Raw genomic sequence first — 23,064 nt, 5'->3', positions numbered from 1 at the left:
TGCAATAGGGTGACTGCGCTCAAAAATGAGCACGCCTGTTCCGCCAGAGGCTTACCGTTCGGTAAGGTTGCGCTACGGATGGTTTGAAGGGTCTGGAACTGGGCGCGATATGGACAGGGATCTTCTCACCGGCTCGCCAGTTAAGCATCCAACGGCTTTTTGCTGGCCATCCAGGAACGTATAAAATGAAAAATTACTCACGGTTATCGTTAGCCATTCTGATTGAAATGGGGCTCAGCGCCTCACTGCTTTCCAGCGGCGCCTGGGCAGCAGAGACTTCCTCCAGCAAAACCTCAGCCAGCACGACTGACGCACAATCAATGGACGGCGGCACCTTGATGGTCACCGCGCAGCAGCAGAACCTGCAAGCGCCGGGCGTCTCAACCATTACTGCCGACGAAATCAAAAAACATCCGCCTGCGCGTGATGTGTCTGAAATTATCCGTACCATGCCCGGCGTTAACCTGACCGGCAACTCCACCAGCGGCCAGCGCGGCAACAATCGCCAGATCGACATTCGCGGTATGGGCCCGGAAAACACCCTGATCATGGTGGACGGCATGCCGATCACCAGCCGCAACTCGGTGCGCCTTGGCTGGCGTGGCGAGCGTGATACGCGTGGCGACACCAACTGGGTGCCGCCGGAGATGATCGATCACATCGACGTGATTCGCGGACCGGCGGCGGTGCGTTACGGTAACGGCGCGGCGGGCGGTGTGGTGAATATCATCACCAAAAAACAGACCGATCAGCAGTGGCACGGTTCCTGGAACACCTATTACAACGTGCCGGAACATAAAGCGGAAGGCGCCACTAAGCGCACTAACTTCAGTCTGGAAGGGCCGCTGGGCGATGATTTCAACTTCCGTTTGTACGGTGGTTTAGCCAAAACCCAGGCCGATGCCTATGACATCAACGAAGGGCATGCGGCGGCGCGCACCGGCAGCTATGCGGGCAGCTATCCGGCGGGTCGTGAAGGTTCGGTTAATAAAGATATCAATGCCTTGCTGAGCTGGGCGTTTGCACCGATGCAGACGCTGGAGCTGCAGGCCGGTTACAGCCGTCAGGGCAACCTGTATGCGGGTGATACGCAGAACACCAACACCAGCGCGCTGGTGAAAAGCCTGTACGGTGATGAAACTAACCGCCTGTATCGCCAGAACGTCTCATTAAAATGGACCGGCGCATGGGACAACGGCGTCAGCACCAATACCTACGCGCGCTACGAGAAAACCCGCAACTCGCGCATCAATGAAGGTTTGGCCGGCGGCACCGAAGGCATCTTCTCTAACAGCGGTTTCAACACCATTCAGCTGGATGACGTGCTGCTGCATAGCGAAGTCAGCATTCCGTTTGAGCTGCTGTTTAACCAAACGGCGACGCTGGGTACCGAATGGAACCAGCAGCGCATGAAAGATGGCTCTTCCAACACGCAGGCGGCGAGCTACGGTGCGGTGCCGGGCATCGATAACAGCGGTCGCAGCCCGTATTCCCAGGCAGAGATTTTCTCGCTGTTTGCGGAAGACAACATGGAGCTGACCGACAGCACCATGCTGACGCCAAGCCTGCGTTTTGATCATCACTCGATTGTTGGCAATAACTGGAGCCCGTCGCTCAACCTGTCACAAGGTTTGGGCGATGACTTCACGCTGAAGATGGGGATTGGTCGCGCCTATAAAGCGCCGAGCCTGTATCAGACCAACCCGAACTACTTGTTGTACAGCAACGGTCAGGGTTGTGCGGCCAGCACCGGCGCCTGTTATCTGCAGGGTAACAGCGACCTGAAAGCGGAAAACAGCATCAACAAAGAGATTGGTCTGGAGTGGAAACACGAAGGTTATCAGGCCGGTTTAACCTGGTTCCGCAACGATTATCGCAACAAGATCGAAGCCGGTTACTCGCCTGTGAGCAAAGCATCCAATGGCACCACAGATATTTATAAGTGGGAAAACGTACCGAAAGCGGTGGTGGAAGGGCTGGAAGGCACCGTCAACGTGCCGTTCTCCGACAGCGTGATGTGGAATAACAACTTCACCTATATGCTGCAGAGTAAGAACAAAGAGACCGGCGATCGTTTATCGGTGATTCCGGAATACACGCTGAATTCGACGCTGAGCTGGCAGGCGACGCAGGATCTGTCGCTGCAAACCACGCTGACCTGGTACGGCACGCAGACGCCGAAGAAGTATGATTACAAAGGGAATCTTTCGACCGGCAGCGCAACGGATAAAGTGAGTCCTTACTCAATTATCGGTATGAGCGGTACCTACGATATCAACAAGTATGCCAGCGTCACGGTGGGCATCGATAACCTGTTCGATAAACGTCACTATCGCGAAGGTAATGCGCAAACCACCGGTAACGCCAACACCAACTCTTATCTGTATGGAGCGGGTGCGAATACCTACAACGAATCTGGTCGTACTTACTTTATGAGCCTGAATACCCACTTCTAACGGCGCTTAGCCAATCAGTTGATGCGGTAAATAGCAGCGGGCAATCAGCCCGCTGCGATCTTCACGGTTCACCAGCTCCAGCCTGCCGCGATGCATCTGCACGATGCGCAGCACGATATTCAAACCCAAACCGCTGCCGCCATAACGCTGATCGCGACGACGAAACGCCTGCGTCAGTTCTTCCGCGGCGGCGGCTTCAATACCCGGGCCTTGATCCCACACTTCAATGATCACCTGCTGCTGGTCCTGCTGCATCTTCACCGCGACTTCGCTGCCTTCCGGGCTGTAGCGCGAGGCGTTTTCCAGCAGATTGCGCAGCATCAGGCGCAGCAGTACCGCTTCACCTTGCTGCGGCACATCGTCGTTCTGCGGCCAGTGCAGGATTTGCTGACGCTGTTGATACAGCTCGGTCATTTCTGGCTCCAGCGGCTGCATGATGTCCTGTTGCCACTGCAACTGCTGATAGTGACCGCCCGCCAGCGCTTGCCCGGCGCGCGATAACATCAACAGCTGTTCCACGGTGTGCATCAACTGATCGATACGTTCAATTAGCATCTCGCTCTGCGGCACGTTCTGCTGGTGGAGCAGCTCGAGATGCAGGCGCAATCCGGCCAGCGGCGTGCGCAGCTCGTGCGCCGCATCGGCAGTGAACAGGCGTTCCTGCTGCAACGTGTGATCAAGGCGTGAAAACAGTTGGTTGATCGAGGTGGTTACCGCCACGATCTCATCCATTTCGGAGTAGATCGGCAACGGTGTCAGATTATCCGCTGAACGATGCGCAAGGCTGTCCTGCAGCGATTTCAGCGGACGAATAATCCAGTTAATCGCCCAAAACGACAGCAGCAAGGTGAGGGCGACCATGACTAAGGAAGGCAGCAGCAACGAGGCAATGGCTTCACGGATCTCGTTTTCTACCCGATCGTTACGCGCCTGCGCAGAGAGCGTTTCGTTGACTAAAAAACTGATCTGCTCGCGGCTTTCATGCCACAGCCAGATGGCGCTCATCACCTGACAGGTGAGGAGAATCAGCGCCAGCATAATCAATAACCGCTGACGCATGCTGTTCATTCGCGGATTTCCAGACGGTAACCGACGCCGCGCACGGTTTTGATGCGATCTTTTCCGAGCTTGCGACGCAAATTGTGGATGTGAACTTCGAGAGTGTTGGAGCCGGGATCGTCATTCCAGCTGTAGAGATCCTGTTGCAGCGTTTCGCGGTGTACGTTTTGCCCCACGCGCATCAGTAAGCGGGTGAGCAGTGCGAACTCTTTGGGCGTGATCTCCAGCGGCTGATCTTCAAGCAAAACCTGTTGTGAACTGAGATTGAGCGTCAGATCGCCCTGTTGCAGCAGGTTGTCGCTGTGGCCCTGATAACGGCGGATCAGCGCCCGCACGCGTGCCTGCAGTTCAACCAACGCAAACGGCTTCACCAGATAATCGTCAGCGCCGGCATCCAGACCATCAACGCGATCCTCCAGCGCATCGCGCGCCGTGAGGATCAGTACCGGCACCGCAATGCCGTCACGTCGCCATTGTCGCAGCAGTGATGCGCCATCGCGATCCGGCAAGCCGAGATCGAGCACGATCAGGCTGTACTGACCGCTACGCAGCAGCGCGTTGCTCTCTGCGGCGGTACTGGCGCAGTCGATGGCGTAGCCTTGCGAGCTTAACGCCTGCGCAAGGCCCGATTGCAACAGCGCATCATCTTCAACGATTAGCAGTTTCATCAGTTGTTCTTGTTGATATCCGTATAGAGGCGGCTCTCAAAACGTACCAGCGGAATGCGGCGCGTTTTCTGATTTTCCGGCGGTACCGCGTAACCGGACAGGAACTGGACAAAGGCGACGCGCGCGCCGCTGGAGGTGGTGATGAATCCTGCCAGATTATAGACGCCCTGCAGCGAACCGGTTTTCGCCGAGACTTTGCCATCCAGGCCTGCTTCATGCAGACCGCCGCGATATTGCAGCGTGCCGTCGTAACCGGCCAGCGGCAGCATCGAAATGTAATTCAGCGTCGAATCATTTTTCGCAATGTATTGCAGCACTTGCATCATGGTCTCTGGCGCGATCAGGTCATGACGCGACAGTCCGGAACCATCAACCTGAATGCTGTTGCCCAGATCGACCCCGGCTTTTTCGCGCAGAATGCGACGTACCGCATCTGAACCCGCGCGGAAGGTGCCCGGCACATTGAAGTAATGATGGCCGATGGTGCGGAACACGGTGTCGGCAATCATGTTGTCCGACTTCTTCAGCATAGTGTGCAGCAGCGTGTGCAGCGGCGCTGATTGCGTTGAAGCCAACACGGTACCCGGCGACGTCACTTGCGCCTGGCGAACCAGATGACCGCTGTAATCAATATCGGCGGCGCGCAGCTCGGCTTTAAGTATCTCACCGGCCCACGCAGCACCATCCTGCACGGCAAAGGCCAGCGGTAGCGGCTCTGAACGTTGACGCATGCAGCCGGTTAAGGTGTAACGATTGAGCTCGCCTGGCACCACATCCAGCTCGCAATATTGTCCGTCACCGCTGTTGCGGCCAATGGTGCGCACCTGACTGAACATGTGGGCCGGATAATAGGAGGCGATACGCACAAAGGCGTTTTCGCCCGGCGTATTGGCGCTATACAGCGATACTGAGAAACAGTTTTTATCGACGATGGCCGCTGCCGGTGGCGCACTGAAGCACTGCGTCAAATCGTTCCACGGCCAGCCTGGCGCCATATCGTGGCTGGCGAACACCGAGGTGTCGATCACCAGATTGCCCTTAATATGGGTGATGCCCTGCTTTTTCAGCGCCGTGACCATGTTGCGCAGATCCTGGCGGCTCAGCGTAGGATCGCCGCCAAATCGTGCCACTAAATCGCCATTCAGGGTGCCATCATTGACCGCACCTTTGGTTTCCATGTTGGTCTGGAAACGAAAATCGGGCCCGAGCTCTAATAAAGCCGCCAGCGCTGTCACCACTTTCATGGTGCTGGCCGGTAACGCCATCTGTTTGCCGTGATAATCGATTATCGGGGTGGATGCGCCCACTTTTTGTACCATCAGCGCCAGGTTTGCGCCGTCTGGCAAATACTGCATGTATTCTTCAACGGGAGCTGCTTGTGCCTGCAGCATAAACGCACAGGTTAATCCGGTAACAAGTCGTGAAAATCGCATAATCTCGCGGTAACTGACGGGTGAGGGCGTCAATACTACGTCCCCGGACGGTGCAAAGTAAACGATGACCCACAGGGAACTCTGGGGTAAAATACGTATCAAAATGCAAAACCGAACCTGACCCGGAAAGCTTTCCGGGTCAGGCTTCTTTTGCTTGTGAAAAGAGGTAACGCGCTGCAGAAGCTATTTTCTGCTGTCACCGGTCAGGATGACGCCGTTAACCAGGATAGATGACGAGGAGCCAAAATGAATCAGATTCCGATGACGTTGAAAGGCGCTGAGAAGCTGCGCGAAGAGCTGAACGAACTGAAAACTGTGAAGCGTCCGCGCATCATCGCCTCCATCGCCACGGCCCGTGAGCACGGCGATTTGAAAGAGAATGCCGAATATCATGCGGCTCGCGAAGAACAGGGTTTCTGCGAGGGGCGTATTCAGGAGATTGAAGCCAAGCTTTCCAATGCGCAAGTCATTGATGTGACTGCCATGCCGAAAACCGGTCGCGTAATTTTTGGCGCTACCGTGACCATCCTCAATGTGGATACGGAAGAAGAGTTCACCTATCGCATCGTGGGTGACGATGAAGCTGACTTCAAGCAGAACCTGATTTCAGTGAATTCGCCGATGGCGCGTGGATTGGTTGGAAAATCAGCCGACGATGTCGCGATTGTGAAAACCCCAGGCGGGGATGTGGAATATGAAGTCCTGAAGGTGGAATACCTTTAAGATATTGCTACGCTTTGCAATATGTCGCTGCATTTTGTAAAGAAAGGAAAAAGGCCGCATTGCGGCCTTTTATCACATGCAGGAGCGTGGCACTTTCTTTGCCCGTCGCCGCCTTTAAAGGCATGATTAACGCGGAAGAGTAATTTTACGCTCTTTGGCAGGGCGATACAGCACCAGCGTGTTGCCGATTACCTGTACGTTGCCTGCTTTAGTTTCACGCACGATAGCGTCCACGATCAGCTGCTTAGTTTCACGATCTTCCGAGGCAATTTTTACCTTGATCAATTCGTGATGCTCGAGCGCCAGTTCGATTTCGGCAAGCACGCCTTCGGTCAGGCCATTTCCGCCCAGCATGACAACCGGCTTAAGCGGATGGGCAAGGCCTTTCAGGTGCTGTTTTTGTTTGGTACTCAGATTCATCGTATTTTTTGCTTACTCAGGGATTGAAAACGGTTCATTCTACCGCCATCTCGGGTATATCGCCAAATCAACGCGACCATTGCGTGCTGATTTATCGCTACGATGACGATTTAATTGGAAAAATTATGACGGGTAAAAAGCGTTCGGCCAGTTCCAGTCGCTGGCTACAGGAACACTTTAGCGATAAATATGTGCTGCAGGCACAGAAAAAAGGGTTACGTTCGCGTGCCTGGTTTAAACTTGAAGAAATTCAGCAGGGTGACAAGATTTTCAAACCCGGGATGACGGTTGTTGATCTCGGTGCGGCACCCGGCGGCTGGTCGCAATATGTGGTTCAGCTTATCGGATCAAGTGGTCGTATCATCGCCTGCGATCTGTTACCAATGGATCCGATTGTCGGCGTTGATTTTTTGCAGGGCGACTTTCGTGATGAGGCGGTACTTAACGCCTTACTGGAGCGCGTTGGCGACCAAAAGGTGCAGGTGGTGATGTCTGATATGGCACCCAACATGAGCGGTACACCTGCGGTTGATATTCCACGTTCGATGTATTTGGTAGAATTGGCGCTGGAAATGTGTCGGGATATCCTGGCCCCAGGCGGCAGTTTTGTCGTGAAAGTGTTTCAGGGAGATGGCTTCGATGAATACCTGCGGGAAATTCGCTCCCTGTTTACGAAAGTAAAAATTCGTAAGCCGGACGCTTCGCGATTACGTTCGCGCGAAGTGTACATTGTGGCGACGGGGCGCAAACTTTAGCCCGAATTGCCGGAATCAAAGCAAGACGACCAATGCGTTTACTCTGATGTGTAATTCTGAGTTTCAGGGTAAACAAGCAAAATCATCCGCACTGCGATTCCAGGTATGAAGGATCTATAGTACCCTACGCTGTCTGTTAACATCGTTGTAATATGAGGTTAATCCCTTGAGTGACATGGCGAAAAACCTGATTCTCTGGTTAGTCATCGCGGTCGTGCTGATGTCTGTATTCCAGAGCTTTGGGCCCAGCGAGTCGAATGGCCGTAGGGTTGATTATTCAACTTTCCTATCGGAAGTGAACCAAGATCAGGTCCGCGAGGCACGAATTAACGGGCGTGAGATTAACGTTGTCAAAAAAGACAGCAATAAATACACCACCTATATCCCCGTCAACGATCCTAAGTTACTCGATAACCTGTTGACCAAAAACGTCAAAGTCGTTGGCGAACCGCCTGAAGAACCAAGCCTGCTGGCTTCCATCTTCATCTCATGGTTCCCAATGCTGCTGCTAATTGGCGTGTGGATCTTCTTTATGCGTCAGATGCAGGGCGGCGGCGGCAAGGGCGCGATGTCCTTCGGCAAGAGCAAAGCCCGCATGCTGACCGAAGATCAGATCAAAACCACTTTTGCTGACGTGGCCGGTTGTGATGAGGCCAAAGAAGAAGTTGGTGAGCTGGTTGAGTATCTGCGTGAGCCGAGCCGTTTCCAGAAGCTGGGCGGTAAAATTCCGAAAGGCGTTCTGATGGTCGGCCCTCCGGGTACCGGTAAAACGTTACTGGCGAAAGCGATTGCTGGTGAAGCCAAAGTCCCGTTCTTTACCATTTCCGGTTCTGACTTCGTGGAAATGTTTGTCGGTGTCGGTGCATCTCGTGTGCGTGACATGTTCGAACAAGCGAAGAAAGCGGCACCGTGCATCATCTTTATCGATGAAATCGATGCGGTTGGCCGTCAGCGTGGCGCCGGTTTAGGCGGTGGTCACGATGAACGTGAACAAACGCTGAATCAGATGCTGGTTGAGATGGATGGCTTTGAAGGTAATGAAGGCATCATCGTTATCGCGGCAACTAACCGTCCAGACGTACTTGACCCGGCGCTGCTGCGTCCAGGCCGCTTCGACCGTCAGGTTGTGGTGGGTCTGCCAGACGTGCGTGGTCGTGAGCAGATTCTCAAAGTCCATATGCGTCGTGTGCCGCTGGCAACCGATATGGATCCATCAGTTATCGCACGTGGTACGCCTGGTTTCTCCGGTGCGGATTTGGCTAACCTGGTCAACGAAGCTGCGCTGTTTGCTGCTCGCGGCAACAAGCGTGTTGTTTCGATGGTTGAGTTTGAAAAAGCCAAAGACAAAATCATGATGGGTGCGGAACGTCGCTCCATGGTGATGACCGAAGAGCAGAAAGAATCGACGGCTTATCATGAAGCGGGTCACGCGATCGTGGGTACGCTGGTTCCGGGTTACGATCCGGTGCACAAGGTCACCATCATTCCGCGTGGTCGTGCTCTGGGTGTGGCTTTCTTCTTGCCAGTAGGCGATGAGATCAGCGCCAACCGTCAGAAGCTGGAAAGCCGTATTTCTGTGGCTTACGGCGGACGTCTGGCGGAAGAGATCATTTATGGTCCGGACTATGTTTCTACCGGTGCTTCATCTGACATCAAAATGGCGACCAGCGTAGCACGCAACATGGTTACGCAGTGGGGCTTCTCTGAGAAGCTGGGTCCATTGCTTTACGCTGAAGAAGAGGGCGAAGTATTCCTCGGTCGCTCAGTGGCGAAAGCAAAACACATGTCAGATGAAACGGCGCGCATTATCGATCAGGAAGTTAAACACCTTATCGATACCAACTACCAGCGTGCACGCCGTATTCTGAATGAAAACATGGACATCCTTCACGCGATGAAAGACGCGCTGATGAAGTATGAGACCATCGATGCACCGCAGATCAGCGATCTGATGGCACGTCGCGAAGTGCGTCCACCAGCAGGTTGGGAAGAGGCGAAAGTTGCTGTGGGTAACGGCGACTCTACGCAGGCTCCACGTCCTGTTGATGACCCGAAAACGCCGGGTTCAGACAAGATCATGTGATGGCATTCTGGCGGGATGCGTTGCTCACCGCCAGTTCTCCCTCCCGCAATACTTGTTACAATGCAAACCCCGGCCAGTCCGGGGTTTTTTACATTCCGCGATTCAGTGATTCCTCAAGGAGATTCTCGCCATGAAGTTGTTCGCCCGTGATTCCCATCTCGATCTCTCTTTTCCCCATGTGATGGGTATTTTGAATGTCACGCCGGACTCTTTCTCTGATGGTGGAAGTCACAACACGCTGGTCGATGCGCTGACGCACACCAATGAAATGGTGAATGCCGGTGCCACCATTATTGATGTGGGCGGTGAATCAACGCGTCCGGGCGCTGATGAAGTTAGCGTGGAAGAGGAGCTGGCACGCGTTATTCCGGTGGTGGAAGCCATCGCGCAGCGTTTTGAGGTGTGGATTTCGGTCGATACTTCCAAGCCAGAAGTGATCCGTGAAGCGGCGCGAGTGGGTGCTCACATTATCAATGACATTCGTTCTTTGTCCGAACCGGGCGCGCTGGCGGCGGCGGCAGAAACAGGCTTGCCGGTGTGTCTGATGCATATGCAAGGAGAACCGCGCACCATGCAGCAGGCACCGGAATATAGCCACATCGTGAGCGAAGTGGACGCTTACTTCGCTGCACAGATTGCGCGATGTGAAGCCGCCGGCATCAAAAAAGATAATCTGATGCTCGATCCTGGCTTCGGTTTCGGTAAGAATCTCAGCCACAACTATGAACTGCTGGCCAACCTCAGCCATTTCCACCACTACGGCTTACCGCTGTTGGTAGGAATGTCACGCAAGTCGATGGTTGGGCAGTTGCTAAATGTCGGTCCGGCCCAGCGTCTGACCGGAAGCCTCAGCTGTGCGGTGATTGCCGCCATGCAAGGGGCGCAAATTATTCGCGTACATGATGTGAAAGAGACTGTCGAAGCGATGCGCGTCGTCGAAGCGACACGGAGAGCAAAAGGATAAAGCATGAGTAATCGTAAATATTTCGGTACAGATGGGATTCGCGGCAAAGTCGGTGAAGCACCGATTACCCCTGATTTTGTCCTCAAATTGGGCTGGGCGGCCGGTAAGGTGCTGGCGCGCCAGGGGTCACGCAAAGTATTGATTGGTAAAGATACGCGTATTTCAGGCTATATGCTGGAATCGGCACTGGAAGCGGGTCTGGCGGCGGCGGGATTGTCGGCGGCTTTCACCGGCCCGATGCCGACCCCTGCAATTGCATATCTGACCCGTACTTTCCGCGCGGAAGCGGGCATTGTGATTTCAGCTTCTCACAATCCCTTTGACGACAATGGCATTAAATTCTTCTCGGCTGAAGGTACCAAGCTGCCGGACGAAGTTGAAGAAGCCATCGAACTGGAGATGGAAAAGCCGATCACCTGCGTGGAGTCGGCTGAACTGGGCCGCGCCAGTCGCATTGTCGATGCTGCTGGTCGTTACATCGAGTTCTGCAAAGGGACTTTCCCAAGCGAGCTGAGCCTGAATGGGCTGAAGATTGTGGTTGATTGCGCGAATGGCGCGACGTATCACATTGCGCCTAACGTGCTGCGCGAGCTGGGTGCGAATGTGATTGCTATCGGCGTGCAGCCGGATGGCATGAACATCAACAAAGATTGCGGTGCGACCGATTTGCGTTTGCTGCAGCATCGCGTATTGGAAGAGAAGGCCGATCTCGGACTGGCGTACGACGGTGATGGCGACCGCATCATGATGGTTGACCATTTAGGTCACAAAGTCGATGGCGATCAAATTCTCTACATCATTGCGCGTGAAGGGCTGCGTCAGGGCCAGCTGCGCGGTGGCGTGGTGGGCACGTTAATGAGCAACATGGGTCTGGAACTGGCGCTGAAACAGCTGGGTATTCCGTTTACCCGTGCGAAAGTGGGCGACCGCTATGTGCTGGAAAAAATGCAGGAGAAGGGCTGGCGTCTAGGAGCGGAAAACTCCGGTCACGTCATTCTGCTGGACAAAACCACTACCGGCGACGGCATCGTGGCAAGTTTGCAAGTGCTTACTGCAATCGTACGTAACCATATGACGCTACATGACCTGTGCAGCGGCATGAAAATGCTGCCACAGATTTTGGTCAATGTGCGCTTCGCTGGCGAGCACGATCCGCTGGAAAGCGAAAGCGTGAAAGCTGTCACTGCGGAAGCTGAAAAAACGCTGGCGGGACGCGGTCGTGTGTTGCTGCGCAAATCCGGCACTGAACCCCTGATTCGTGTGATGGTGGAAGGTGAAGATGAGGCGCAGGTCAGTGCGCTGGCGCATAAAATCGCGGATGCAGTAAAAGCGGTGTAAGTTTTCAGGCGGGGAGTTTTTAAACTTTCCGCCTGCAAAATCACCGGGATGGTGCTTTTTTCCGCAATCGAAAGCGATGGTGAAAATTGCACTTGCAGAGGTATGTGCCTTTGGTTAGTATTCACACCCGCTTCTGATGGGTGATGACGAGACTCCCCATCGATATTGGTTGAAGCTTTAACTGTGCAGATACGCGCAAGGAAACAGGTTGATTATGTACGAAGCTCTGTTAGTTGTTTTCCTTATTGTAGCGATTGGCCTCGTGGGTTTGATCATGCTGCAGCAAGGCAAAGGCGCTGATATGGGAGCCTCATTCGGTGCAGGCGCTTCTGGTACGCTGTTTGGTTCAAATGGGTCTGGCAACTTTATGACTCGTATGACCGCGGTACTGGCTACGCTGTTCTTCATCATCAGCCTGGTTCTGGGTAACCTGAACAGTAATAAAACAGCCAAAGGTAGCGAGTGGGATAACCTCACTGCGCCGGCGCAGTCTGAACAGCAGACTCAGCCAGCTAAACCGGCAACACCGGGCAATGATATCCCGCATTAAGATCGTCAACGCTGTAGTGCGATAAAACAACGTCGCAGTCTAGTGATGTACCGAGGTGGTGAAATTGGTAGACACGCTACCTTGAGGTGGTAGTGCTCGAAAGGGCTTACGGGTTCAAGTCCCGTCCTCGGTACCAAATCTCAGTTTAACTTGCATTTTTTGCAAGGTCGGCGTATTATTCGCCACGTTTTCGGACGCGGGGTGGAGCAGCCTGGTAGCTCGTCGGGCTCATAACCCGAAGGTCGTCGGTTCAAATCCGGCCCCCGCAACCACTTTCCCTTAGAGTTCTTTTTCAAATATACTGTATGCATCGACGGACGCAATCTCAGTGATTTTTGAAAAAAATTCTTTTGGATTGTGCTCCGAAGCCGCTATGCGGCGTACAGGGTCCAGTCACAAAAAGCCCCGAATATTCGGGGTTTTTTGTTATCAGGAAATCGAAACACTGGGCTATAGGCCCTTTTTTTATGTCTTGGGGGTGGGCTTGTCCACATTAGAGCAAAAATTGACAGAGTTGATCTCTGCTCCAGTAGAAGCGCTTGGCTACGAATTAGTCGGTATTGAGTTTATTCGTGGTCGCACATCAACCCTGCGCATCTATATTGATAGTGAAGAGGGTATCAATGTTGATGATTGCGCCGATGTTAGCCACCAGGTTAGCGCAGTAATGGATGTGGAAGATCCAATTACCGTGGCTTACAACCTTGAAGTTTCCTCGCCGGGTCTCGAACGTCCTCTTTTCACTGCTGAACACTATGCACGTTTTGTCGGTGACGAGGTGAGCCTGGTACTACGCATGGCCGTACAAAACCGCCGTAAATGGCAGGGTATCATCAAGTCTGTTGAAGGCGAGATGATCACGGTGACCGTTGAGGGTAACGATGAAGTGTTCGCGCTGAGCAACATTCAGAAAGCGAACCTGGTCCCCCACTTTTAAAAGTCCGGATTGAGGCTAACCAGGATGAACAAAGAGATCTTAGCTGTAGTAGAAGCCGTTTCTAACGAAAAAGCCCTGCCGCGTGAGAAAATCTTCGAAGCGCTGGAGAGCGCTTTGGCCACTGCGACCAAAAAGAAGTATGAGCAAGAGATCGAAGTGCGTGTCAGCATCGATCGCCGCAGCGGCGATTTCGACACCTTTCGTCGCTGGCAGATTGTAGAAGAAGTCACGCAGCCGACTCGCGAGATCACGCTGGATGCAGCCCGTTATGAAGACGAAGCGTTCAATCTGGGCGAATTTGTCGAAGATCAGATTGAATCTGTCACCTTCGACCGTATCACCACCCAAACTGCTAAGCAGGTTATCGTACAAAAAGTACGTGAAGCTGAGCGCGCAATGGTGGTTGATCAGTTCCGTCAGCACGAAGGCGAAATCATCACCGGCGTGGTGAAGAAAGTGAACCGTGACAACATTTCACTGGACCTCGGCAGCAATGCTGAAGCGGTGATTTTGCGTGAAGACATGCTGCCGCGTGAAAACTTCCGTCCAGGTGACCGTATCCGCGGTGTGCTGTATGCCGTTCGCCCTGAAGCGCGTGGCGCGCAGCTGTTCGTCACCCGTTCTAAACCAGAAATGCTGATCGAGTTGTTCCGCATTGAGGTGCCAGAAATTGGCGAAGAAGTTATCGAGATCAAAGCGGCAGCGCGCGATCCGGGTTCACGCGCCAAAATCGCGGTGAAGACCAACGATAAACGTATTGATCCAGTGGGCGCTTGCGTCGGTATGCGCGGTGCGCGTGTCCAGGCGGTTTCGAGCGAGCTGGGTGGCGAGCGTATCGACATTGTGCTGTGGGACGACAACCCGGCGCAGTTCGTTATCAACGCTATGGCGCCAGCCGATGTGGCGTCAATTGTGGTGGATGAAGATAATCACACCATGGATATCGCTGTTGAAGCCGGCAATCTGGCTCAGGCGATCGGCCGTAACGGCCAAAACGTGCGTCTGGCTTCCCAACTGAGCGGTTGGGAACTAAACGTGATGACCGTCGATGATCTGCAGGCTAAGCACCAAGCTGAAGCCCATGCAGCGATCGATATGTTCACCAAACATCTCGACATCGACGAAGAGTTCGCCACCATTCTGGTGGAAGAGGGCTTCTCTTCGCTGGAAGAATTGGCTTATGTGCCAATCAACGAGCTGCTGGAAATCGACGGCCTCGATGAAGAGACCATTGAAGCCCTGCGTGAACGAGCAAAAAATGCGTTAACCACCCTGGCATTAGCGAAAGAAGAGAGCCTTGGTAATCAGGAGCCCGCTGAGGATCTTCTGAATCTTGAGGGCTTGGATCGTGCGCTGGCGTATCGCCTGGCGTCGAAAGGCGTTTGCACGCTGGAAGATCTCGCTGAGCAAGGTGTTGACGATCTGACAGATATTGAAGGGCTGGATGACGAGAAAGCCGGTGCGCTGATTATGGCTGCACGTAATATCTGCTGGTTCGGCGATGACGCGTAATAACAGGAAGGAACAGCATGACAGATGTAACCGTAAAATCGCTGGCCGCCGAAATTCAGACCCCGGTCGATCGCCTGGTACAGCAATTTGCTGATGCAGGGATTCGTAAGTCTGAAAACGATGCGGTATCCCAGCAAGAGAAAGAAACCTTACTGTCTCACCTGAATCGTGAGCACGGTCAGACCGGTTCAAGCAAGCTGACTTTGCAGCGCAAGACGCGCAGCACCTTGAATATTCCCGTCACCGGGGGTAAAAGTAAGTCGGTACAAATCGAAGTCCGCAAAAAGCGCACATACGTGAAAGGCGATGCAGAGTCTGAGCAAGCTCAGGCAGAAGCGGAAGCCGAGGCGCAGCGTGAAGCGGAAGAGCAGGCGCGTCGCGAGGCGGAAGAACAAGCCCGTCGCGAAGCTGAACAGAAAGCGCAACGTGAAGCCGAAGACAAAGCCAAGCGCGAAGCCGCTGACAAGGCTAAACGTGAAGCAGCGGAAAAAGAGAAATTGACTAATCAACCTACCGATGTAGTAGCCAAGGCTGCGCAATCTGATAAAGCCCGTCGTGAAGCAGAAGCTGCCGAACTGAAACGTAAAGCAGAAGAAGAAGCACGCCGTAAGCTGGAAGAAGATGCGCGCCGCGTGGCTGAAGAAGCCCGCCGCCTGGCTGAAGAGAAAGGCGCTGAATGGGCAAAACCTGAAGAAGAGGATAAAGGCGATTATCACGTCACTACCTCTACTCACGCCCGCCAGGCAGAAGACGAGAACGATCGCCAGGTAGAAGCTGGCCGTGCACGTGCCCGCACCACCAAAGCGGCTCGTCCGGTTAAGAAAGGCAACAAGCACTCTGAAGCTAAAACCGATCGCGAAGAAGCGCGTGCTCAGGTGCGTGGCGGCAAAGGCGGTAAGCATCGTAAGCCAAGCACCCTGCAGCAGGGCTTTAACAAGCCAGCTCAGGCGGTTAACCGCGATGTTGTAATCGGTGAAACCATCACCGTTGCTGAACTGGCTAACAAAATGGCGATCAAAGGTTCTCTGGTCGTTAAAGCGATGATGAAGATGGGCGCCATGGCGACCATCAACCAGGTTATCGATCAAGAAACCGCTCAGATGGTTGCGGAAGAGATGGGTCACAAAGTGATCCTGCGCCGTGAGAATGAGCTGGAAGAAGCGGTAATGGACGATCGTGACACCGATGCTGCGCAGGAAAGCCGTGCGCCAGTCGTCACCATCATGGGTCATGTTGACCACGGTAAAACCTCGCTGCTTGACTACATTCGTTCAACGAAAGTGGCATCAGGCGAAGCGGGCGGTATTACCCAGCATATTGGTGCTTACCACGTTGAAACTGACAACGGTATGATCACCTTCCTCGATACCCCTGGACACGCCGCGTTTACCGCAATGCGTGCTCGTGGTGCGCAGGCCACGGATATCGTTATCCTGGTTGTGGCTGCTGACGATGGCGTGATGCCTCAGACCGTTGAAGCTATCCAGCATGCGAAAGCAGCCGGTGTGCCAGTGGTTGTTGCGGTTAACAAAATTGATAAGCCAGATGCTGATCCAGACCGCGTTAAGAACGAACTGACCCAATACGGAATTCTTCCGGAAGAGTGGGGCGGTGAGAACATGTTCGTTAACGTCTCTGCGAAAGCCGGTACCGGTATCGACGACCTGCTGAATGCGATTCTGCTGCAAGCTGAAGTTCTGGAACTGTCTGCTATCCGTGAAGGTATGGCCAGCGGCGTAGTGATTGAATCGTTCCTCGACAAAGGTCGTGGCCCGGTTGCTACCGTGCTGGTACGTGAAGGAACGCTGAATAAAGGCGATATCGTACTGTGCGGCTTCGAATATGGCCGTGTACGTGCGATGCGTGACGAACTGGGTCGTGAAGTACTGGAAGCGGGTCCATCCATTCCAGTCGAAATCCTCGGTCTGTCCGGTGTGCCGGCTGCGGGTGATGAAGCGACTGTAGTACGTGATGAGAAGAAAGCGCGTGAAGTTGCACTGTATCGTCAGGGCAAATTCCGCGAAGTTAAGCTGGCGCGTCAGCAGAAGTCTAAGTTGGAGAACATGTTCGCCAACATGACTGAAGGCGAAGTGTCTGAGCTGAACATCGTGCTGAAATCTGACGTACAGGGTTCTGTTGAAGCCATCTCTGATTCGCTGCTCAAACTCTCTACCGACGAAGTGAAAGTACGCATTATCGGTTCAGGCGTGGGTGGTATCACCGAAACCGACGCCACGCTGGCTGCAGCATCCAACGCCATCATTCTCGGCTTCAACGTGCGTGCTGATGCATCTGCTCGCCGCGTGATTGACGCTGAAAACGTTGACCTGCGTTATTACTCCGTCATCTATAATCTGATCGACGAAGTGAAAGCTGCGATGAGCGGTATGCTGGCTCCAGAGTTCAAACAGCAGATTATCGGTCTGGCTGCGGTACGTGACGTGTTCAAATCACCGAAGTTTGGTGCCATCGCGGGCTGTATGGTCACTGAAGGTATCATCAAACGTCACAACCCAATCCGTGTACTGCGTGACAACGTGGTTATCTATGAAGGCGAACTGGAATCACTGCGTCGCTTCAAAGATGACGTTAACGAAGTTCGTAACGGCATGGAATGTGGTATTGGCGTGAAGAACTATAACGACGTTCGCGTTGGCGATATGATCGAAGTGTTCGAAGTGATTGAAATTAAACGCACCATCGATTGATCATCATTTGATGTGTTGCAATTTGGGAGGCCTCTGGCCTCCCGAATTATTTGGGAGAAAGAATAATGGCAAAAGAATTTGGCCGCCAACAGCGCGTTTCTCAGGAGTTGCAGAAAGAGATCGCAATTATCCTGCAGCGCGAAATTAAAGATCCACGTCTCGGTATGATGGTGACGGTTTCGGGCGTCGAAGTGTCGCGCGATCTTGCCTATGCCAAGGTGTTTGTGACCTTTTTGAATGATAAAGATGAAGAAGCAGTGCAAAACGGCCTGAAGGCGCTGAAAGAAGCCTCTGGCTATATCCGCACGCTGGTAGGTAAAGCGATGCGCCTGCGCATCGTGCCGGAGCTAACCTTCTTCTACGACAACTCGCTGATCGAAGGTATGCGCATGTCGAACCTGGTCAGCAACGTTATTAAGAGCGATGTTGAGCGTCGTGGCGATAGCCCGGCGGAAGATGACAAGGAGGACTAATGAGTCGTCCTCGTCGTCGCGGTCGCGACGTCCACGGTGTGTTTCTGCTGGATAAGCACCAAGGCGCATCTTCTAATGATGTGCTGCAGAAAGTAAAACGTCTGTTCAACGCGAACAAAGCGGGCCACACCGGCGCCCTCGATCCCCTGGCGACCGGCATGCTGCCGATTTGCCTCGGCGAAGCCACCAAGTTTTCGCAGTATCTGCTCGATTCGGACAAGCGTTATCGCGTCATTGCTCGCCTGGGTGAACGCACCGATACGTCTGATGCCGACGGTAATATTGTTGAGACGCGTGCAATTACTTTTGATCAGGCGGCACTGAATGCAGCGCTGGACTATTTTCGTGGCGACACCATGCAGGTGCCGACCATGTTCTCCGCGCTGAAGTATCAGGGACGCAAGCTATACGAGTACGCACGTGAAGGCATAACTGTGCCGCGTGAAGCGCGCCCGATCAAAGTGTTTGAGCTGCAGTTTATTCGCTGGGAAGGTGATGAACTGGAGCTGGAGATTCACGTCTCTAAAGGCACTTACATCCGCACTATCATCGACGATCTCGGTGAACGGCTTGGCTGCGGTGCGCACGTTATCATGCTGCGTCGTCTGCAGGTGGCGCGTTATCCGATCGAAAGAATGGTGACGCTGGAGCAGCTGCAGGAAGTGGCGGCCACCGTCAACATGGCGGAAACGCCGGATTACAGTGCGCTCGATGCGTTATTGCTGCCGATGGATAGTCCGGCAGAAGAGTTCCCGATGGTGAATTTGCTGCCTACGGTGGCGGCTTATTTCAAACAAGGTATGCCGGTTCAGGTGGCGGATGCGCCGGAACAGGGATTGGTGCGCGTGACGGAAGGTGATGAGCAAAAATTCATTGGTATGGCCGAAATCGCCGACGATGGACGCGTGGCGCCGCGTCGTCTGGTGGTAGAATTTCCTGCGTAATCAAGCCTCTCGCATTTGACCTAACGGCGCATTTGCGTTGCTATCAGGCGAAGAGTAGAATGGCGCGGCTTTAAAAGCGGGCTGCTGAATTAGAGATCGGCACCCATACATTCATTATCCAACGGAGTTTATTATGTCTCTAAGCGTAGAAGCTAAAGCAGAGATCGTTGCTAAATACGGTCGTGGTACCAACGACAGCGGTTCAACTGAAGTTCAGGTTGCTCTGCTGACTGCTCAGATTAACCACCTGCAGGGTCACTTCTCTGAGCACAAGAAAGATCACCACAGCCGTCGCGGTCTGCTGCGCATGGTATCCCAGCGTCGTAAGCTGCTGGACTACCTGAAGCGTAAAGACGTTGCTCGCTACACCGGTCTGATCGAAAGCCTGGGTCTGCGTCGCTAAGTCTGAAGAATCTGATCAAGGATGTAGCGCATGCACCATGCAAAAAAACGCATCTGACGATCAGATTTGTGCGAGTTTCGCGAAAAGGGGGCCTTTATGGCCCCTTTTTTCGAGCAATCCGCAGCAATCCGGACCAAACTCATGTATTGTTGCAGAGAGTGATCTTTGCTTGCAGAGGTTCGCGCGGCTAATGAGAGGCTTTACCGCATGGGCGGTTAAGGTTGTCATTAGTCGCGAGGATGCAACTGAAGATCGGTAATCCCCGGCGCGCCAGAATGGGCTGCGCCTCTGAATTTAAGGACTTAAATTTTGCTGAACCCGATCGTACGCAAATTCCAATATGGTCAGCATACCGTCACGCTGGAAACCGGCATGATGGCGCGCCAGGCTACCGCTGCAGTAATGGTGAGCATGGATGACACTGCTGTATTCGTTACCGTTGTTGGCCAGAAAAAAACTAAACCAGGTCAGGATTTCTTCCCGCTGACGGTTAACTATCAGGAGCGTACTTACGCTGCTGGTCGTATCCCGGGTAGCTTCTTCCGTCGTGAAGGCCGTCCAAGCGAAGGCGAAACCCTGATCTCACGCCTGATTGACCGTCCAGTTCGTCCGCTGTTCCCGGAAGGCTTCATTAACGAAGTGCAGGTTATTGCAACCGTTGTTTCTGTTAACCCACAGGTTAACCCTGACATCGTTGCGATGATCGGCGCCTCTGCTGCGCTGGCTCTGTCAGGTCTGCCGTTCAATGGCCCAATCGGCGCAGCGCGCGTGGGTTATATCAACGATCAGTACGTGCTGAACCCAACTGCTGATGAAATCAACGAATCACGTCTGAACCTGGTTGTTGCCGGTACCCAGAACGCGGTGCTGATGGTGGAATCAGAAGCTGACATCCTGACCGAAGAACAGATGCTGGGCGCTGTGGTATACGGCCACGACCAACAGCAGATCGTTATCGAAAACATCAATGCGCTGGTTGCCGAAGCGGGTAAACCACGTTGGGATTGGCAGCCACTGCCAACTAACGATGCACTGATCGCACGCGTTACTGCACTGGCAGAAGCGGGCATCAGCGACGCTTACCGCATCACTGATAAGCAAGAGCGTTACACTCAGGTTGGCGCAGTGAAAGACGCGACCATTGCTGCACTGCAGGCTGAAGATGAAACGCTTGATGCTGGCGATATCGCTGACATCGTGCACGATCTCGAGAAGAGTGTTGTTCGAAGCCGCATCATCCGTGGCGAACCGCGTATCGATGGCCGTGAGAAAGATATGATTCGTGGCCTGGATGTGCGCACTGGCGTACTGCCACGCACGCACGGATCTTCACTGTTTACACGTGGTGAAACGCAGGCGTTGGTTACCGCAACGCTGGGTACCGCACGTGATGCGCAGAATCTGGATGAGTTAATGGGCGAGCGTACCGATAGCTTCCTGTTCCACTACAACTTCCCTCCATACTGCGTGGGCGAAACCGGTATGGTTGGCTCACCGAAGCGTCGTGAAATTGGTCACGGTCGTCTGGCGAAGCGCGGCGTGCTGGCAGTAATGCCTAAGCAAGCTGATTTCCCCTACACCGTGCGTGTGGTTTCAGAGATCACAGAATCTAACGGTTCTTCTTCGATGGCTTCCGTGTGCGGTGCATCTCTGGCACTGATGGACGCTGGCGTACCGATCAAAGCTGCCGTAGCCGGTATTGCGATGGGTCTGGTTAAAGAAGCCGACAACTTTGTGGTTCTGTCTGACATCCTGGGTGACGAAGATCACCTCGGCGATATGGACTTTAAAGTAGCGGGTAGCCGCGATGGTATCACTGCGCTGCAGATGGATATCAAAATCGAAGGCATCACCCGCGAAATCATGCAGGTTGCTCTGAACCAAGCGAAGGGTGCGCGTCTGCACATTCTGAGCGTGATGGAACAGGCAATCAGCACGCCGCGTCAGGAAATTTCTGAGTTCGCGCCGCGCATTTACACCATCAAAATCAGTTCAGACAAGATCAAAGATGTCATCGGTAAAGGCGGCTCAGTGATCCGTGCGCTGACCGAAGAAACCGGCACCACCATCGAAATCGAAGATGACGGTACCGTGAAGATTGCTGCTACTGATGGCCTGAAAGCCAAAGAAGCCATTCGTCGTATCGAAGAGATCACTGCTGAGATCGAAGTTGGCCGCGTTTACTCTGGTAAAGTGACACGTATCGTTGATTTCGGTGCCTTCGTGGCAATCGGCGGCGGTAAAGAAGGTTTGGTGCACATCTCTCAGATCGCCGATAAGCGCGTAGAGAAAGTGACCGATTACCTGCAGATGGGCCAGGAAGTTCCAGTAAAAGTCATGGAAGTGGACCGTCAGGGCCGTGTACGCCTGAGCATCAAAGAAGCGACAGAGCAGAAACCAGCGGAAGAAGTTGCTACCGCTGCATCTGATGCATCTGACGCCGAGTAAGCGTTTACCGATTTACCTCTCCCTGCTTTGCGGGGAGAGGTGTTTAGATCATCGCGAGGGCGGGAATCCTTGTGCACAGCAGGAGGATGACAGGATGGTTGTCCCAATGTTTGTATTCGGGAGTGGGAAATGAAGCCTTTTTTGCGCTGGTGTTTTGTTGCGACAGCTATCACGCTGGCAGGATGCAGCAACTCCAATTGGCGTAAGAACGAAGTTCTGGCAGTACCTTTGCAGCCCACACTGCAGCAAGAGGTGATCCTGGCGCGAATGGAACAAATTCTTGCCAGTCGTGCCCTGACCGATGATGAACGCGCACAGCTATTATATGAGCGCGGAGTGTTGTATGATAGTTTGGGTCTGAGGGCATTAGCGCGGAACGATTTTTCGCAAGCGCTGTCTATAAGACCAGATATGCCTGAGGTATTTAACTATCTCGGTATATACTTAACGCAGGCAGGCAACTTTGATGCTGCCTATGAAGCGTTTGATTCTGTACTTGAGCTTGATCCAACTTACAACTATGCGCATTTAAACCGTGGTATCGCCCTCTATTACGGCGGTCGATACAAGTTAGCGCAAGATGATCTGCTGGCGTTTTATCAAGACGATCCTAACGATCCATTCCGCAGCCTTTGGCTCTATCTCGTTGAAAGCGATATGGATGCCGACAAGGCAAAAGTTACGCTGAGACAGCGTCATGACAAAGCGGTTCGCGATCAATGGGGATGGAATATTGTCGAGTTCTACCTTGGCGACATCAGTGAAAAAACGCTGATGGAACGTCTCAAGGCGGACGCAACGGATAACACCTCGCTCGCTGAACATCTCAGTGAAACCAACTTCTATTTAGGTAAGTATTACCTAAGTCTGGGGGAGAAGGACGACGCGAAAGCGTTGTTCAAACTGGCGGTGGCCAACAACGTAAATAACTTTGTTGAGCACCGATACGCATTGTTGGAACTGGCGCAACTCGGCCAGACACAAGACGATTTATCAGAATCTGACCAGCAATAGCTGACGAACTTTTATTGCCTGAATACCTGTAAAGTCATCATCTTCAGAGATGAGGGCTTTTCTGTTCGTCAAAACTTCTAATTTGAGCCGGTTCACACTTTTTGATGAAAATGACTGAAAGTTTTCACGACGAGTTATGTAGACTGGCCGCCGCAATCTAAGAGGCACGTGTACTA

At 53.3% G+C, this 23,064-nt stretch carries 20 protein-coding genes and 2 tRNA genes; 18 read left to right on the top strand and 4 right to left on the bottom strand.

Annotated elements, in window-relative coordinates; all coding sequences use genetic code 11:
* The first annotated feature begins 185 nt into the window (after positions 1 to 185).
* Positions 186 to 2,456 (top strand): TonB-dependent siderophore receptor, encoded by a 2,271-nt coding sequence (locus tag PZBJ_RS09445; RefSeq protein WP_101762259.1) that lies wholly within the window; start codon positions 186 to 188, stop codon positions 2,454 to 2,456.
* Positions 2,457 to 2,462: 6 nt separating this feature from the next.
* On the opposite strand, the gene pmrB is transcribed toward PZBJ_RS09445, so the two are convergent.
* From pmrB to dacB, 3 genes are read right to left on the bottom strand one after another with little or no spacing between them, the layout of a single operon-like run.
* Positions 2,463 to 3,524, bottom strand: coding sequence for a two-component system sensor histidine kinase PmrB (gene pmrB, locus PZBJ_RS09440; protein WP_101762258.1), 1,062 nt, complete (start codon positions 3,522 to 3,524; stop codon positions 2,463 to 2,465).
* Positions 3,521 to 4,183, bottom strand: a complete 663-nt coding sequence (pmrA, locus tag PZBJ_RS09435; RefSeq protein WP_101762257.1) for a two-component system response regulator PmrA — start codon at positions 4,181 to 4,183, stop codon at positions 3,521 to 3,523. The genes pmrB and pmrA overlap by 4 nt, the downstream gene beginning before the upstream one ends.
* A complete protein-coding gene (gene dacB, locus PZBJ_RS09430; protein WP_101762256.1) occupies positions 4,183 to 5,616 on the bottom strand; it encodes a serine-type D-Ala-D-Ala carboxypeptidase in 1,434 nt (477 codons plus the stop codon). The genes pmrA and dacB overlap by 1 nt, the downstream gene beginning before the upstream one ends.
* A gap of 246 nt (positions 5,617 to 5,862) precedes the next feature.
* Between dacB and greA the strand changes: the two genes are divergently transcribed.
* Entirely contained in the window at positions 5,863 to 6,339 is a 477-nt protein-coding gene (gene greA / locus PZBJ_RS09425; RefSeq protein ID WP_101762255.1) for a transcription elongation factor GreA, read from the top strand.
* 126 nt (positions 6,340 to 6,465) lie between these two features.
* Here the strand turns inward: greA and yhbY are convergent, their stop codons facing one another.
* Positions 6,466 to 6,759: a ribosome assembly RNA-binding protein YhbY gene (yhbY, locus tag PZBJ_RS09420; protein ID WP_007886683.1), complete on the bottom strand. Its 294-nt coding sequence runs from the start codon at positions 6,757 to 6,759 to the stop codon at positions 6,466 to 6,468.
* 125 nt (positions 6,760 to 6,884) lie between these two features.
* Between yhbY and rlmE the strand changes: the two genes are divergently transcribed.
* The 16 genes from rlmE to yrbN all read left to right on the top strand — a co-directional run bounded on the left by rlmE (position 6,885) and on the right by yrbN (position 23,049).
* Complete coding sequence (gene rlmE, locus PZBJ_RS09415; RefSeq protein ID WP_007886684.1) at positions 6,885 to 7,514, top strand: 23S rRNA (uridine(2552)-2'-O)-methyltransferase RlmE; 630 nt, start codon at positions 6,885 to 6,887, stop codon at positions 7,512 to 7,514.
* A gap of 175 nt (positions 7,515 to 7,689) precedes the next feature.
* Complete coding sequence (ftsH, locus tag PZBJ_RS09410) at positions 7,690 to 9,597, top strand: ATP-dependent zinc metalloprotease FtsH (RefSeq protein WP_036620266.1); 1,908 nt, start codon at positions 7,690 to 7,692, stop codon at positions 9,595 to 9,597.
* Positions 9,598 to 9,727: 130 nt separating this feature from the next.
* A complete protein-coding gene (gene folP, locus PZBJ_RS09405; protein WP_101762254.1) occupies positions 9,728 to 10,561 on the top strand; it encodes a dihydropteroate synthase in 834 nt (277 codons plus the stop codon).
* 3 nt (positions 10,562 to 10,564) lie between these two features.
* Positions 10,565 to 11,899, top strand: a complete 1,335-nt coding sequence (gene glmM / locus PZBJ_RS09400) for a phosphoglucosamine mutase (RefSeq protein ID WP_101762253.1) — start codon at positions 10,565 to 10,567, stop codon at positions 11,897 to 11,899.
* A 214-nt stretch (positions 11,900 to 12,113) separates the two neighbouring features.
* Positions 12,114 to 12,449: a preprotein translocase subunit SecG gene (gene secG, locus PZBJ_RS09395; RefSeq protein ID WP_101762252.1), complete on the top strand. Its 336-nt coding sequence runs from the start codon at positions 12,114 to 12,116 to the stop codon at positions 12,447 to 12,449.
* Between the two features lie 49 nt (positions 12,450 to 12,498).
* Positions 12,499 to 12,585: transfer RNA gene (locus tag PZBJ_RS09390), tRNA-Leu, on the top strand.
* A 59-nt stretch (positions 12,586 to 12,644) separates the two neighbouring features.
* Positions 12,645 to 12,721, top strand: a tRNA-Met gene (locus tag PZBJ_RS09385).
* 212 nt (positions 12,722 to 12,933) lie between these two features.
* A complete protein-coding gene (rimP, locus tag PZBJ_RS09380; protein WP_137386838.1) occupies positions 12,934 to 13,386 on the top strand; it encodes a ribosome maturation factor RimP in 453 nt (150 codons plus the stop codon).
* Between the two features lie 24 nt (positions 13,387 to 13,410).
* Complete coding sequence (gene nusA / locus PZBJ_RS09375) at positions 13,411 to 14,898, top strand: transcription termination factor NusA (RefSeq protein ID WP_101762251.1); 1,488 nt, start codon at positions 13,411 to 13,413, stop codon at positions 14,896 to 14,898.
* A 17-nt stretch (positions 14,899 to 14,915) separates the two neighbouring features.
* Positions 14,916 to 17,606 carry a translation initiation factor IF-2 gene (gene infB / locus PZBJ_RS09370; protein WP_064737725.1) on the top strand — a complete coding sequence of 897 codons (2,691 nt, stop codon included), beginning with the start codon at positions 14,916 to 14,918 and terminating at the stop codon, positions 17,604 to 17,606.
* Positions 17,607 to 17,671: 65 nt separating this feature from the next.
* A complete protein-coding gene (gene rbfA, locus PZBJ_RS09365; RefSeq protein ID WP_101762250.1) occupies positions 17,672 to 18,079 on the top strand; it encodes a 30S ribosome-binding factor RbfA in 408 nt (135 codons plus the stop codon).
* On the top strand, positions 18,079 to 19,023 hold the full coding sequence (truB, locus tag PZBJ_RS09360; protein WP_101762249.1) for a tRNA pseudouridine(55) synthase TruB: 945 nt from the start codon (positions 18,079 to 18,081) through the stop codon (positions 19,021 to 19,023). Before rbfA ends, truB begins: the two co-directional genes overlap by 1 nt.
* A gap of 133 nt (positions 19,024 to 19,156) precedes the next feature.
* A complete protein-coding gene (gene rpsO, locus PZBJ_RS09355) occupies positions 19,157 to 19,426 on the top strand; it encodes a 30S ribosomal protein S15 (RefSeq protein WP_036620269.1) in 270 nt (89 codons plus the stop codon).
* Positions 19,427 to 19,735: 309 nt separating this feature from the next.
* Positions 19,736 to 21,874 (top strand): polyribonucleotide nucleotidyltransferase, encoded by a 2,139-nt coding sequence (pnp, locus tag PZBJ_RS09350; RefSeq protein ID WP_101762248.1) that lies wholly within the window; start codon positions 19,736 to 19,738, stop codon positions 21,872 to 21,874.
* Between the two features lie 129 nt (positions 21,875 to 22,003).
* On the top strand, positions 22,004 to 22,888 hold the full coding sequence (nlpI, locus tag PZBJ_RS09345) for a lipoprotein NlpI (protein WP_008104288.1): 885 nt from the start codon (positions 22,004 to 22,006) through the stop codon (positions 22,886 to 22,888).
* A 104-nt stretch (positions 22,889 to 22,992) separates the two neighbouring features.
* Positions 22,993 to 23,049, top strand: a complete 57-nt coding sequence (gene yrbN / locus PZBJ_RS24515) for a protein YrbN (RefSeq protein WP_098053093.1) — start codon at positions 22,993 to 22,995, stop codon at positions 23,047 to 23,049.
* The last annotated feature ends 15 nt before the right edge of the window (positions 23,050 to 23,064 follow it).

The organism is Pantoea endophytica, from assembly GCF_002858935.1.
GTDB classification, from domain to species: Bacteria; Pseudomonadota; Gammaproteobacteria; order Enterobacterales; family Enterobacteriaceae; genus Pantoea; species Pantoea leporis.
Note: the sequence above shows the minus strand (reverse complement) of the source record. Positions and strands in the feature narration are given on the sequence as shown.

Excerpts from the sequence above, each read along its gene's own strand:
- PZBJ_RS09445 (WP_101762259.1), top strand. The coding sequence starts at position 186 with ATGAAAAATTACTCACGGTTATCGTTAGCCATTCTGATTGAAATGGGG.
- pmrB (WP_101762258.1), bottom strand. The coding sequence starts at position 3,524 with ATGAACAGCATGCGTCAGCGGTTATTGATTATGCTGGCGCTGATTCTC.
- pmrA (WP_101762257.1), bottom strand. The coding sequence starts at position 4,183 with ATGAAACTGCTAATCGTTGAAGATGATGCGCTGTTGCAATCGGGCCTT.
- dacB (WP_101762256.1), bottom strand. The coding sequence starts at position 5,616 with ATGCGATTTTCACGACTTGTTACCGGATTAACCTGTGCGTTTATGCTG.
- greA (WP_101762255.1), top strand. The coding sequence starts at position 5,863 with ATGAATCAGATTCCGATGACGTTGAAAGGCGCTGAGAAGCTGCGCGAA.
- yhbY (WP_007886683.1), bottom strand. The coding sequence starts at position 6,759 with ATGAATCTGAGTACCAAACAAAAACAGCACCTGAAAGGCCTTGCCCAT.
- rlmE (WP_007886684.1), top strand. The coding sequence starts at position 6,885 with ATGACGGGTAAAAAGCGTTCGGCCAGTTCCAGTCGCTGGCTACAGGAA.
- ftsH (WP_036620266.1), top strand. The coding sequence starts at position 7,690 with ATGGCGAAAAACCTGATTCTCTGGTTAGTCATCGCGGTCGTGCTGATG.
- folP (WP_101762254.1), top strand. The coding sequence starts at position 9,728 with ATGAAGTTGTTCGCCCGTGATTCCCATCTCGATCTCTCTTTTCCCCAT.
- glmM (WP_101762253.1), top strand. The coding sequence starts at position 10,565 with ATGAGTAATCGTAAATATTTCGGTACAGATGGGATTCGCGGCAAAGTC.
- secG (WP_101762252.1), top strand. The coding sequence starts at position 12,114 with ATGTACGAAGCTCTGTTAGTTGTTTTCCTTATTGTAGCGATTGGCCTC.
- nusA (WP_101762251.1), top strand. The coding sequence starts at position 13,411 with ATGAACAAAGAGATCTTAGCTGTAGTAGAAGCCGTTTCTAACGAAAAA.
- infB (WP_064737725.1), top strand. The coding sequence starts at position 14,916 with ATGACAGATGTAACCGTAAAATCGCTGGCCGCCGAAATTCAGACCCCG.
- rbfA (WP_101762250.1), top strand. The coding sequence starts at position 17,672 with ATGGCAAAAGAATTTGGCCGCCAACAGCGCGTTTCTCAGGAGTTGCAG.
- truB (WP_101762249.1), top strand. The coding sequence starts at position 18,079 with ATGAGTCGTCCTCGTCGTCGCGGTCGCGACGTCCACGGTGTGTTTCTG.
- rpsO (WP_036620269.1), top strand. The coding sequence starts at position 19,157 with ATGTCTCTAAGCGTAGAAGCTAAAGCAGAGATCGTTGCTAAATACGGT.
- nlpI (WP_008104288.1), top strand. The coding sequence starts at position 22,004 with ATGAAGCCTTTTTTGCGCTGGTGTTTTGTTGCGACAGCTATCACGCTG.